This window comes from Polyangium fumosum, from assembly GCF_005144585.1.
Taxonomy (GTDB): Bacteria; Myxococcota_A; Polyangia; order Polyangiales; family Polyangiaceae; genus Polyangium; species Polyangium fumosum.
The window spans coordinates 38,176-50,184 of the sequence record NZ_SSMQ01000010.1 but is presented as its reverse complement, the minus strand read 5'-3'; the positions used below and the strand labels follow the sequence as shown (position 1 = coordinate 50,184).

Here is a 12,009-nt window from a genome sequence, read left to right as displayed (position 1 = left end):
AAAACCGACCGCGTTCTTTACGGGCCCCACACCCAGGCGTTAGGCTGCGCTCGTGACCCCGGCCGAGCTCTTCGGCGGCCGTTTTGCCATCGAGCGGCTCGCCAGCGCGGGCGGCATGGCCGAGGTGTATCGCGCGCTCGATCACGCGACGGGCGCGCGGGTCGCGCTCAAGGTCTTGCACGCCGCGGGGGCTCCGTTTGCCGGCCACTTCGCGCGGGAGAGCTACGTCCTCGCCGAACTCGATCACCCGGGGATCGTCCGGTACGTCGCGCATGGCGCCGCGCCCTCCGGGGAGCTCTTCCTGGCGATGGAGTGGCTCGAAGGCGAGGACCTCGCGCAGCGCTTGAAGCGGGGCCCCCTCTCCATCGCCGAGACCCTCACCCTCGGCGTGCGTGTCGCCGAGGCCCTCGGCGCGGCCCATGCGCGTGGCGTCGTCCACCGCGACATCAAGCCGAGCAACCTCTTCCTCCCGGATCGCGACATCGGCCGGGTGAAGATCCTCGACTTCGGCATCGCGCGCCCCCAGGCCACGCGGCCCGCGACGCGTACGGGCATCCTGCTCGGAACCCCGGGCTACATGGCCCCCGAGCAGGCCCTCGGCGCGCGCACGGTCGATCCTCGCGCCGACGTGTTTGCGCTCGGGTGTGTGCTCTATGAGTGCCTCGCGGGGCGGCCGGTCTTCGAGGCCGAGCACCTCATGGTGCTGCTCTCCAAGATGCTCGCGCCCGAGCCGCCGCGCCCGGCCGACGTTCGTCCCGACACCCCCGCCGCGCTCGACGAGGTCATCGCGCGCATGCTCTCGCACGAGCCCTCGCACCGGCCCGCCGACGGCGCGGCCGTCGCCGTCGAGATCGCCATGCTCGACGACGCCGAGACGGCCTGGGTCCAGGGCGGCGTGCCCCTCCATCGCCTCGGCGCGGCGACGCCGATCGAGGATCTCTTCGAGGTCACGGGCGTCGGGCTCCCCGACGAGGTGCCCACCGTGGACGCGGCCCGGCGGCCCGGCGACGGCGCGTCGACGTTGCCCCTCGATGCCTGGTATCGCCAGAGCGCCTCGGCCGGGGCCCCGCACACGGTGGTCTTGCCCGGCGCTTCCCTCGCGCTCGCCGGCTCCGAGGACGACCCTGCGCTCGTCCCGCATACGCTCCTCGGCCGGCCCTCGCCGTGTGTCGGTCGCGAGCGCGAGATCGACGAGGTGTTGCGCGCGTTTGGCGCGGTTGTCGGGGGGTTCGGGGCGCAGCCACGCGCAGCGGGGCGGAGCCCCCCCGCGGCGCTCGTGGTCACGGGTGAGCCGGGCGTCGGCAAATCCCGCCTCGTCGCCGAGGTCGTCCGCGCCCTCGATCTGCGCGGCGGCCTGCTCGACGCCGAGGGCATCGTCCGCCCCGTCTCCGTCTTCACCGCCGAGGCCGCGCCGCTCGCCGAGGGCGCCGCCTTCGCCCTCGCCGCCGAGCTCGTCCGCAACGCCGCCGGCCTCGGCCCCGGGGATGCGCTCTCCGTCCGGCGCGACAAACTCCTCGATCGCCTCGCGCGGCACCTCCCGCCCGCGTCGGCGGGCCGCGTCGTCGAGTTCCTCGGCGAGCTCACGGACGTGCCTTTCCCCGACGACACGAGCGTGCCGCTCCGCGCGGCGCGGCAGGACGCGCGGCTCATGGGCGATCACGTCCGCCGCGCGTTCGAGGACTGGCTCGCCGCCGAGTGCGACGCGCGGCCCGTGCTCGTCGTGCTCGAAGACCTCGCCCGCGCCGATGCGGCGAGCATCGGCCTCTTCGAAGGCGCGCTGGCGAGCCTCGCGTCGCGCCCGTTTTTCCTGCTCGTCACGGACGCGCCCCCGTCCTTCGCGGCCGGCCGCGCGCGCACCTTGCCGCTCGCGCCCCTGCTCTCCGACGCGGCGCACGCCATCGTCCGGCATGGCCTCGGCGAGGCCGCGGAGCCCGCGATCGTCACGCGGATCGTGCAGCGGGGCCTTGGCAGCCCGCTTCGCCTGGAGCTCCTGACGCGTAGGGTGCGCGCGGGCGCGGACATCCCTTCCGGCCCGACGCCCGAGCTCGTCGGCCGCGCCATCGCCTCCCTTTCGCCCGACGCGCAGCGCCTCCTCCGCGCTGCGAGTGTCTTCGGCATGCGCTTCTGGTCCGGCGCTTTGCTCTCGGTCTTGCCCGGCGCCTCCCCGCGCGCGGCCGCCGAGCCGTGGCAAGCCGAGCGCAAGGCCCTCGCCGAGCTCACCGCGGCCGAGCTCGTCGTGCGCCGCGGGGGGCGCACACCGTGGGGCGACGAGCACGCCTTCCGGCACGTGATCGTCCGCGAGGTCGCGTATGCCTCGCTCGACGACGCGGAGCGCGCGCGGCTGCACCTCGCGGTCGGCGCGTGGCTTGAACGCGCGGGGGACGCCGAGCCGGCTGTCCTCGCCGAGCATTTCAGCCGCGCGGGCGCGCTCGATCGGGCCGTGCCGTGGGCGGGCCTCGCGGCCGAGGCGGCCTTCGAGGCGAGTGATTTCGACGCGGTGCTCGCGTGGGTGTCGCGGGGCCTCGCGGCGGCCCCGGCGGGCGAGGTTCGGGGCGCGCTCCGGCTCTTTGAATCGCAGGCCCGCAAATGGAAAGGCGAGCATCGGGCTGCGCTCGAAGCTGGGCACGACGTGCTCGGCCTGCTTCCGGTCGGCAGCCCGCTCTGGTACAGCGCCGCGGGCGAGGTCGTGCTCGCGGCGGGCAACCTCGGCGACGACGCCGCGCTCGTGGATGTCTTCGAGGCGCTCTCGGCGCTCGGGGCCGAGGGCGAGTCCGGCGCCCCGCACGTCATCGCCGTCGCGCGCGCGGCGCTCCAGCTCCTCATGGCCGGCCACCACGACCACGCCGAGGCCATGTTTCAAGCGCTCCCCGAGCTTGGGGGCTCCGCTCGGACAAGCCGAGCTACGCCCCCAAACCCCCACACCCTCGACCGGCGCGTCGTCGCTGTCGACCCCGAGGTCGCCGCCTCCGTGCACCGCGCCCGCGCGTTCCGGGCGCTCTTCGCGGGCGACGCGGGCACGAGCGTGCGCGAGTTCGAGGCCGCCGCCGTGCGCTTCGAGGAGGTCGGCGACCTGCGCAACGCCTGCGTCCAGCGGGCGAACGTCGGCTCTGCGACGAACGAGCTCGGCGATTATGCGCGGGCCGAGGCGTCCTTGCGGGACGCGCTCGCGCAGGCCGAGCGCCTCGGCCTCGGCGCGCTCGTCGCGCACGCCAAGCTGAACCTCGCGCTCGCCTTGGCGCGGCAGGGCCAGCTCGCCGCGGCCCAGGTGTTTGCGCGCGAGGCGCTCACGACGTCCACGCGCCAGGGCGACCGCCGCGTCGAGGGCTATGCGCGCCTCTACCTCGGCATGATTCGCCTCGCCGGCCGGGATCTCGCCGCGGCCGAGGCGGAGGTCCGCGCCGCGATCGACCTCCTCGCCGCGCACCCGCCGGTCCGCGCGCATGCGCTCGCCGTGCTCGGGCAGATCGCGATTTTCCGCGGCGACGCGCGCGCGGCGCTCGGCCCTGCGGACGAGGCCATGCGCCTGCTCGAATCGCTCGGCGGCATCGAGGAGGGCGAGTCGCTCGTGCGCCTCGTGCGCGCCGAGGCGCTCGCTTCGCTCGGGCTCGAGGCCGAGGCGCGTGAGGCGATCGTCTCGGCGTACGAGCGCCTCGAAGGCCGCGCCGCGAAGATTCGGGATCCGCTCTGGCGTGCGTGGTTTCTCGAAGCGGTACCGGAGAACGCGCGCACCGTGGAGCTCGCGCGCGCGTGGGGCGTGGCCGAAAGTGCTTCGCTCGAGGACGACACGAGCGCGTGAGCGGGGTTATCCGCGACAATTTTTCGTGTGACGGCGAAAGTCCCCGTCGCTACGATGCGCGCGCGGGCGCCCGGAAGCCCCGCGTTGTTCGAGGCCGGAGGACGAGACCATGAAGATCAAAGCCGCGGTTGCGCACCGACCCAACGCGCCGCTGAGCATCGAGGAAGTTGATCTGGAGGGCCCCAAGGAAGGGGAGGTCCTCGTCGAGATCAAGGCGACCGGTGTTTGCCATACCGACGATTACACGCTCTCGGGCAAGGACTCCGAGGGCATCTTCCCCTCGATTCTGGGGCATGAGGGCGCGGGCGTCGTCGTCGACGTCGGCCCGGGGGTGAAGAGCGTCAAGAAGGGCGATCACGTCATTCCGCTCTACACGCCGGAATGCCGCCAGTGCAAATTCTGCCTCTCGCGCAAGACGAACCTCTGCCAGGCCATCCGCGCGACGCAGGGCAAAGGCGTCATGCCGGACGGCACGAGCCGCTTCAAGATTGGCAAAGAGCCCGTGTACCATTACATGGGGACGTCCACGTTCGCGAATTACACCGTATTGCCCGAGATCTCCGTCGCGAAGATCCGCGAGGACGCGCCGTTCGACAAGGTCTGTTACATCGGCTGCGGCGTGACCACGGGCCTGGGCGCGGTCATTTACACGGCGAAGGTCCAGCCCGGCGACAACGTCGTGGTGTTCGGCCTCGGCGGCATCGGCCTGAACGTCATTCAGGGCGCGAAGATGGCCGGCGCGAACATGATCGTCGGCGTCGACCTGAACCCGGCGCGCAAGGAGATGGGCGAGAAGTTCGGGATGACCCATTTCGTCAATCCGAGCGAGGTGCAGGGCGACCTCGTGCCGTACCTCGTGAACCTCACGGACGGCGGCGCCGATTACTCCTTCGAATGCGTCGGCAGCGTGTCGGTGATGCGCCAGGCGCTCGAATGTTGCCACAAGGGCTGGGGCGTCAGCGTCATCATCGGCGTGGCCGCCGCGGGCCAGGAGATCGCGACGCGCCCGTTCCAGCTCGTCACGGGCCGCGTCTGGAAGGGCAGCGCGTTCGGCGGCGCCCGCGGGCGCACGGATGTCCCGAAGATCGTCGACTGGTACATGGACAAGAAGATCAACATCGACGACCTGATCACGTACGTGCTCCCGATCGACAAGATCAACGAGTCGTTCGATCTCATGCACTCGGGCAAGTCGATCCGGACTGTCGTCACATTCTGATCTTTGCGTCCGCGGCCGGGGCGGGGTAGACCCTCGCGCATGAGGGGATCCATCCTCGCCCTGGCCTCGCTCCTCGCCCTCGCCGGTTGCGAGAAGGCGGCGCCGCAGCAGCCGCCGTCCCAGCGCGTGACGCTCGTCCAGAAAGGCCCGGCCCTGATCGAGCTCCTGCCGGCCGCGGGGCAGCCCCCTTATTGCCTCGTCTTTACCATCGCCGAGGGCGGGCCCATCCGCCACCTCACGATGCTCGAAGACAAGCTCTCGCCCGATTGCCCGGCCGGCGAGCCCATCGCGGGCAACGTCTTTCGAATCCCGCCCCGCGAGGGCAAGGTGAAGATCTTCGTCGTCTTCTCGGATCGCGCCCTCGAGTCCGACCCCATCGGGCGCCAGATCAGCGATCTCGTCTCGCAGAAACAACCCGTCACCGCGATGGACCTGCGCGCCCCCGGCCGCGTCGTCGTCGAGACGCTGGAATTCACGCCCGCCTCGGGTTGAGGCCGGGGTTCCTCACGCAGGCGAGGGGGCGCACTCCGCCGGGGCGCGTTTCGCCTCGATATGGGCGCGGGCGGCGGCCTCGGTCGGGAAGAACGAGAGGTCCCACTGGAAAAACGCAGGCGAGATGATGCGCCCCGCCCGGTGCGTGGTGTGCACGAGCGTGCGAATGCCGAAGCTCGCGCCATACGCGAAGCCATTCCGAAAGGGATAAGACCGGCTCACGCGCGCCCAGGCCCCGCGCGCGCCTGCGCCGAGCGATTCGAGCTCGCCGAGACCGAGGAGCAAATCGACGGGGCCGAAGCGGTCGCCGACTGCGAACAGGATCTGCTGGATTTCCAGGACGTCCTGCAGCTCGTTCGGCCCACGGAAGACGACATGGATGAGGTCCGGCCGCTCCAGCCGCACCGAGTTCGCGCCCACGTCCCAGCTCGGTGTCGGCCGATCGAAGAGAACCACGGTACGCCACGCTACCACCTGTGCAAGGCCCATACAACGCTGATAAAAGGATGGGATGGGTGGTATGTGGAACCGTCTTGGCGCAATCTTCCTCGCTGGCGCGCTTTTCGTCGGTTGTGGGGAAGCGCCGGCGATCGAGGCGACGGCGACGGCCTGGCCCGAGGCCGACGCCCTGTTCCACGCCGAGCCCCGCTGGCTCGGCGCCGACGATGCCTATTCGGTCGACCTCGGCGGCGGCCGCGTGCTCTGGCTCTTCGGCGACAGCTTCATTGCCACGAGTGATGCGCACGTGCGCAGCGAATCACGCCTCGTTCGAAACAGCATCGCCATCCAGAATGGCTATGACCCGAGCGAGGCCTCGATCGAGTTTTTCTGGAAGGGCCCCGAGGCCGAGCCGGCCTCCTTTTTCCCCGAAAAAGACGATACCTGGTACTGGCCCGGCGATGGGGAGCGGGTGGGCGACAAACTCTATCTGTTCATGATGGCCGTCCGCGCGGCGAGCGGCGGCCTCGGCTTCGAGGTGTTCGATGCCGACGTCTTCGTCGTCGAGAACCCCGACGACGCCCCGCCCGCGTGGGTGATGAAGGAGCTCGAAATGCCCTCGAACGATGCGGGCGTCATCGTCGGCTCCGCGAGCGTGCTCGTGCACGACGATCACCTCTACGCCTTCGGCGCGCAGGAGTCCGAGGGGCACGCCATCCACTTGACGCGGTTTCCCCTGCCCGCGTCGGGCGACGTTATCGATTTCACGAAGCCTGAATCGCTCGGCCTCGCGTTCGAGGACGGGCAAACCGAGCTGACGGTGCACCACGACCGCGCGCGCGATCTGTGGATCGAGGTGCAGGCCGAGGGCTTCGGCGCTTCCGATCTTGCGCTCCGCACAGCGAACGACCTCCGCGGCCCCTTTTCCGACCTCGAAACGTTCTACCATCCCCCCGAATCCGACCGCGAGAACACCATCGTCTACGCCGGAAAGGGCCATCCCGAGCTCGAAGGCGCCGATCTCGTCGTCACGTATGCCTCGAACAGCCTCGATTTTCCCACGCTCCTCGCCGACACGTCGCTCTATTTTCCGCGATTCGTGCGCGTGACCTTGCGCGCGCCTTGATCGCGGCTTCGCGCGTGCTGCCATCTATCGTCGGGGCGACGGATCGAGTAATCTCGATCCATGCTGCAACGTTCTTCCTCTTCGACTTGGGCGGCCCTCCTGGGCGTGATGGGCCTCGTGATCGCGTCGGCGTGTGGGGACGCCGGATCCAGCGCGTCATCCGGGGGCGGCGCGGCCGGCGCCACGTCGGGCGCGGGCGGGATGGGCGGCGCGGGGGGAGGCTCCGCGGGCGCGGGCGCAGGCTCGTTCGGCTGCAATCCGGGCTGCGTCGCGCCGCAGAGGTGCAGCGCGGCAGGCACGTGTATCGATCCCGGCACGTGCGCCGTCGCCAGCGACTGCTCGGCGGGCATGCAGTGTGACGAAGCGACGAAGACGTGTGTCCCCGGCGGCGACTGCGGCGCGCAGGAGGCGAAGGTCGAGACCGTCCCGCCGAACATGCTGCTCGTGCTCGATCGATCGTGCTCGATGACGGCGCTCGTCGGCAACGTGACGAAGTGGGACATCGCCGTCGCCGCCATCAACAAGATGACGACCGATTACACCGGCAAGATTCGCTTCGGCCTCACGCTTTTCCCCGACCTCGTGACGCCGAACTGCCAGCAGGCCGCGATCCCCATTCCGGTCGGCCCCGACAACGAGACGGCCATTCAAGAGCTGCTCACGGCGGCGCTCGCGAAGGCGGACAAATACTTCCCGGACGGGCCCTGCGTCACGAACATCCAGACGGCCGTCACGCAATCGACGACCGAGCCCGCGTTCGACGACACCAATCGCGACAGGTATGCGGTGCTGATCACGGACGGCAAGGAGACGTGTGGCTCGGACGCGACGACCGAAATGGAGATCAAGAACCTCTTCGAGATGCGCGGCATCCCGACGTTCGTGATCGGCTTCGGGGCGGGCATCGACCCGGCGCAGATGAACAAATTCGCGATCGCCGGCGGCGTCCCGGCCGCAGGGGCGAACCAGTATTACGACGCCTCCGACCAGGCGAGCCTCGACGTGGCGCTCGCGACCATCGCCAAGAAGACGCTCTCCTGCGCGTACACGCTCGACACGGTGCCGCCGAACCCGAACGAGATCTACGTCTTCTTCGACAACACGACCGAAGTGAGCCGCGACGACACGAAGACGGACGGGTGGACCTACGATGCGGGCAAGAACCAGGTCGTCTTCCACGGCCCGGCGTGCGATAGCTTGAAGAACGGCGTGGTCAAGGACCTCGATATCGTCCTCGGGTGCCAGGAGCCCACGCCGAACTGATCCGGAAGGTTCGACCCCGTTCATGAAGCAGAAGCCCGACCCGCGAGCCCCCGGCGCCCAGGCCCCCGAGATCGTCCACGGCCTGCGCGCCGGCCTCGCCGTCTTCGCCCGCCGCCCGGACGATGTCCTCGCCGTCTCCTACGGTCGCGAGGCGCGGCGCGACCTCGAGACCCTGATGCGCTGGGCCGCGGCGCGCCGTGTTCCTTGCCACGAGCTGCGCGACGACGAGCTCGAGCGGATCGCGCACACGAAAAACCACGAGGGCCTCTGTCTCCATACGCGGCCGCGGGCGTGGCTCGGCACGAACGAGCTCGCGGACATGCTGGTCCGCACGCGCGGGGCGGCCATCGCGCTCGAGCGCGTGCGCAACCCCTACAACATCGGCGCGATCGTGCGGAGCGCGGCGTTTTTTGGCCTCGACGCCGCGCTCCTCGGCGCGCCCGCCCCGCACCCGGGTCTGCCGCCCGACGCCGTCCGCGTGGCCGAGGGCGGCGCCGAGCAGCTCGACTTCTCCCGGACCACGGACCTGCCCGACACCCTCGCGCGTCTGCGCGCCCGGGGCATCACGATCGTGGGCGGCGAGAGCGACGCCGCGGCGAACGTGTTTGGCTTCGCCTTCAAGCGCCCGGTGGTCCTGGTGCTGGGCCACGAGCGCGAGGGGCTTTCCGAGCGCGCCAAGGCGCAATGCGACGCGCTCGTGGCGATCCCGGGGGCCGGGACGGTCGGGTCGCTCAACGTGTCGATCGCGGCGAGCGTGCTCCTGGCGGAGGTTGTCCGGGAGAACCTGCTCGGGAAAAACCCGTCCCCCGCGTCGCCCGCGCCCGCGGCGCCCGCGGCGCAGCCTGCACGTCCGCCCGCGGGCCCGCCGCGGGGGCGTCCGCCGCGGCGACGGTAACCCCCGCGGCTCACCCCACCTTCCGCGCCCGCGTCGTCCCCAGCGTCTTCCGCACGAGGACCCGATCTCCGGCTTCCCCCACCTGGACGAACCCTGCCTGCAGGAACGTCGCGAGCGGCCCCGCCTCCTTCCCGGGCCGCGCCTTCGGCGGGTACGCGTCCACGAACGTCACGCCTTCGGCCCTCAGCGCGTTCTCGGCCTCGGCGAGCAGCACGCGGCCGAGCCCGAGCCGCTGGTAACGGGGGGCCACGAGCAGGCAGGCCACCGTGGACACCCGCCCCGCCGTCGCGGACGCGTTCGGCCCGAAGGCCGCGAGGGCGCCGACCAGGCAGAGCGCCGCGGGAAAACCCCCGACGTACCCGGCAAAACCTTTGAGCCGCCCGGCATACATTTCGCCTTCAAGGATGTTGACCACCTCCCATGGGTCGAGCTCCGGTGGCTGTCCTGACAGACCGGGAAAAACGGCGTCCGGCACCTCGTCGAGCTCGTGCTCCAGCAGCGCCAGGCTCTCGGCCACCGTCGTGGGTTCGTCGGGGGAGACGGGAAGGACGTACGTGTCGAGCATGGGGTTTTACGGGACCGGACGACAGAGGTCCCTCAATAAGCTCCATGTCTCGAACGACCCTTTCGTCCGAAAAAAAAGTGAGACCACGAAAAATAAATCGTGCTCCGTGGGAAAACTGTAGGGCAAGCCACGGTGGGTGGGATGCACGCGACGGGGATCGCGGCGGCGGGCGGGGCGCGTTATGTTTGGCTCGATGGTCCGGAAATTCGGGCTCCCCGTCCTCACGCCGAAGCCGCCGCCTCCGACGGTCGACGCCATGCGCAAGCGCCTCGGCGGGCGCGCCTCGACCGAGCCCGGGGCCGGCGACGCGGTCACGTTCACCACGCCGGGCGGCGTTCGGCTCACGGGCGTGGTCCTGTTCGTCCGGGGAGACGAGCTCGACGTGTGGGTCGACGAGAACGTGGTCCGCCGGACCCGTCGCGCCGTGGCGGCCCCGCTCGACGCCGAGCTTCCACGCGACCTCGTGGCGATCGCCGCCGACGCGCGGGTCTTCGCCAAGTTGAGCGAGGGCCAGCGGATCCGTTACCTCGACGAGGGCCGCGTGGACGAGGGCACGCTCATCGAGAAGTGCCGCTTCGGCGCGCTCGTCGAGCGCGGCGACGGCACGATCGTCGGCCTCGGCTTCCGCAGGCTCTGGCCCGCGGACGCCACGCCCGCGCGCGAACCCTCGTAGGTCAGAGGCAGCTACAGAGCGGATCGTCGAGCGCGCACGCGCAACCCGTCGTGACCCGCGTGTTCGGTTTGCCCGGGACCGTGGCCGTGTCGTGTTTGTGCTTGTGCGGGTTCAGGCCGGCCGGCGGCTCGGGCGGCGTCGTCTTCGGCAGCGCCTCGGCCTCGGGCGAGGCGGGCGGCGTGGGCGGCGTGGGTGGCGCTTGCGCCTCGGCGGCTTCGGGCTTCACGGGCTCGTTCGTCGCGGTCGGCGCGGGCTCGCTCTTGCCGCAGGCGGCGACGAGCAGCGAGGCGCCTACGGCGAGGCGCAGCCGGGGCAAACGCCGGGCAGGCGGGGGGCTCGGCGCTTGATGGCGGAAGAGGACGTTGCCCTCCTCATCGTGCTCCACCCGCACGCAGAGCGAATGCGGCCGGGCCGAGGTGATCAGGCGATCGGCCTCGTCGGGGGTGAGCTCGGCGAGCGCGACGACCTGTTTGTCGCACGAACCGCAATGCCGCCGCGCTTCCGACCCCGTCATCGACTCCCAGCGTTCGCTGCAAGGCTCGGCGATGTGGAAGCGTCGGAGCATGGAGACGAGTGTACGCCCGTGAGCCCGAAAAGGGGAGCCTGGGCGCTACACCCCGCCGAGCCGGGCCTGCGCGAACGTCCCGAGCCCATTCACGACGACCGGGGGGATCTCGTGCGCCCCGCCGTGCGGCACCCACGTCACCCGCGCTTTTGCGGCGGTCATCATGTCCCGGAGGATCTCGGCGCGCCCGAAAGGCAGGAGCGGATCACGCCGTCCGTGCGAGATGAACGCCGCGAGCCGCTCTCCGATCGTATCGAGCCCCGCCTGCCAGCGCTCCCCGCCGAGGCGGGTCCCGGAGAGCACGGCGAGGCCGGCGAAAGGCTCGCGGAGGTGGGTCACGAGCTCGGTCGTGACCATGGCGCCCTGAGAAAACCCGCCCACGATGAGCTGATCCCGCCGCACGCCGTACTCCTTGCCGAGGATCTCGACGGTCTCCGCGAGCGCATCCCGGGCGGGCGTGAGTCCCTCGGGCACCTCGTCGAGGCGCTTCATGGCGCCGTCGATGTCGCCGCGCATGAGGAGCGTCATCAGCCGATCCATGCCGATGTCCCACCAGGCACGTCCGCGCATGCCGGGGCCGACCTCGACTTCGAGGGGGGCTTCGGGGAAGAACCAGCGGACGCCGCGGCCGGCGTCGATGACGCGGCAGAGGCTGACGAGGTCCTCCCCGGGCGCGCCGAAGCCGTGGCAGAGGAGAATGGCGGGGCCGTCGCCGCCGCCGCGGTGGTCGTCGCCGCCACGAACGTGGACGCGGAGGGGGCCGATGGTGCGGGGTTCCATGGGGGGAGGACGGTAGCAGGATTTCGAGGGGGTGCGGTGGGTGGGCGAAGGGAGGGCGCGTGGCGCGGGACAGGAAGAGTGGCGATATCGGCGGGAGGACGCTGGGGCGGCATCCCTGGGCAAACGGTCTCCGATTCCAGGCCGAGCTTGTGCCAGCGGCGGAGGGGTGGCATGTTACGGGGAGACGTCGGGCGAGG

At 70.9% G+C, this 12,009-nt stretch carries 11 protein-coding genes; 7 read left to right on the top strand and 4 right to left on the bottom strand.

The window, feature by feature from the left end:
* Nucleotides 1-52 precede the first annotated feature (52 nt).
* From E8A74_RS11910 to E8A74_RS11900, 3 genes are all read left to right on the top strand, one after another.
* Nucleotides 53-3,796, top strand: a complete 3,744-nt coding sequence (locus E8A74_RS11910) for a serine/threonine-protein kinase (RefSeq protein WP_136929094.1) — start codon at nt 53-55, stop codon at nt 3,794-3,796.
* Nucleotides 3,797-3,905: 109 nt separating this feature from the next.
* Entirely contained in the window at nt 3,906-5,015 is a 1,110-nt protein-coding gene (locus E8A74_RS11905; RefSeq protein ID WP_136929093.1) for an S-(hydroxymethyl)glutathione dehydrogenase/class III alcohol dehydrogenase, read from the top strand.
* 39 nt (nt 5,016-5,054) lie between these two features.
* Nucleotides 5,055-5,507 carry a hypothetical protein gene (locus E8A74_RS11900; RefSeq protein WP_136929092.1) on the top strand — a complete coding sequence of 151 codons (453 nt, stop codon included), beginning with the start codon at nt 5,055-5,057 and terminating at the stop codon, nt 5,505-5,507.
* 12 nt (nt 5,508-5,519) lie between these two features.
* Here the strand turns inward: E8A74_RS11900 and E8A74_RS11895 are convergent, their stop codons facing one another.
* The gene (locus E8A74_RS11895) at nt 5,520-5,963 is read right to left on the bottom strand and encodes a hypothetical protein (RefSeq protein WP_136929091.1); all 444 of its coding nucleotides are present in this window, start codon (nt 5,961-5,963) and stop codon (nt 5,520-5,522) included.
* Nucleotides 5,964-6,027: 64 nt separating this feature from the next.
* Between E8A74_RS11895 and E8A74_RS11890 the strand changes: the two genes are divergently transcribed.
* Genes E8A74_RS11890 through E8A74_RS11875 form a run of 3 tightly spaced genes read left to right on the top strand, consistent with a single transcriptional unit; the run spans nt 6,028 to nt 9,229 of the window.
* On the top strand, nt 6,028-7,071 hold the full coding sequence (locus tag E8A74_RS11890) for a hypothetical protein (protein WP_136929090.1): 1,044 nt from the start codon (nt 6,028-6,030) through the stop codon (nt 7,069-7,071).
* A 60-nt stretch (nt 7,072-7,131) separates the two neighbouring features.
* On the top strand, nt 7,132-8,334 hold the full coding sequence (locus E8A74_RS11880) for a vWA domain-containing protein (protein ID WP_170229061.1): 1,203 nt from the start codon (nt 7,132-7,134) through the stop codon (nt 8,332-8,334).
* Between the two features lie 22 nt (nt 8,335-8,356).
* The gene (locus E8A74_RS11875; protein WP_136929087.1) at nt 8,357-9,229 is read left to right on the top strand and encodes a TrmH family RNA methyltransferase; all 873 of its coding nucleotides are present in this window, start codon (nt 8,357-8,359) and stop codon (nt 9,227-9,229) included.
* Nucleotides 9,230-9,239: 10 nt separating this feature from the next.
* Here the strand turns inward: E8A74_RS11875 and E8A74_RS11870 are convergent, their stop codons facing one another.
* Entirely contained in the window at nt 9,240-9,794 is a 555-nt protein-coding gene (locus E8A74_RS11870) for a GNAT family N-acetyltransferase (protein ID WP_136929086.1), read from the bottom strand.
* A gap of 193 nt (nt 9,795-9,987) precedes the next feature.
* Between E8A74_RS11870 and E8A74_RS11865 the strand changes: the two genes are divergently transcribed.
* A complete protein-coding gene (locus tag E8A74_RS11865) occupies nt 9,988-10,467 on the top strand; it encodes a hypothetical protein (protein WP_136929085.1) in 480 nt (159 codons plus the stop codon).
* A gap of 1 nt (nt 10,468) precedes the next feature.
* On the opposite strand, the gene E8A74_RS53870 is transcribed toward E8A74_RS11865, so the two are convergent.
* Both E8A74_RS53870 and E8A74_RS11855 read right to left on the bottom strand, forming a co-directional pair.
* Nucleotides 10,469-11,032, bottom strand: a complete 564-nt coding sequence (locus E8A74_RS53870) for a hypothetical protein (RefSeq protein WP_211365342.1) — start codon at nt 11,030-11,032, stop codon at nt 10,469-10,471.
* Nucleotides 11,033-11,077: 45 nt separating this feature from the next.
* The gene (locus E8A74_RS11855; RefSeq protein WP_136929084.1) at nt 11,078-11,812 is read right to left on the bottom strand and encodes an alpha/beta hydrolase; all 735 of its coding nucleotides are present in this window, start codon (nt 11,810-11,812) and stop codon (nt 11,078-11,080) included.
* Between the last annotated feature and the right edge of the window lie 197 nt (nt 11,813-12,009).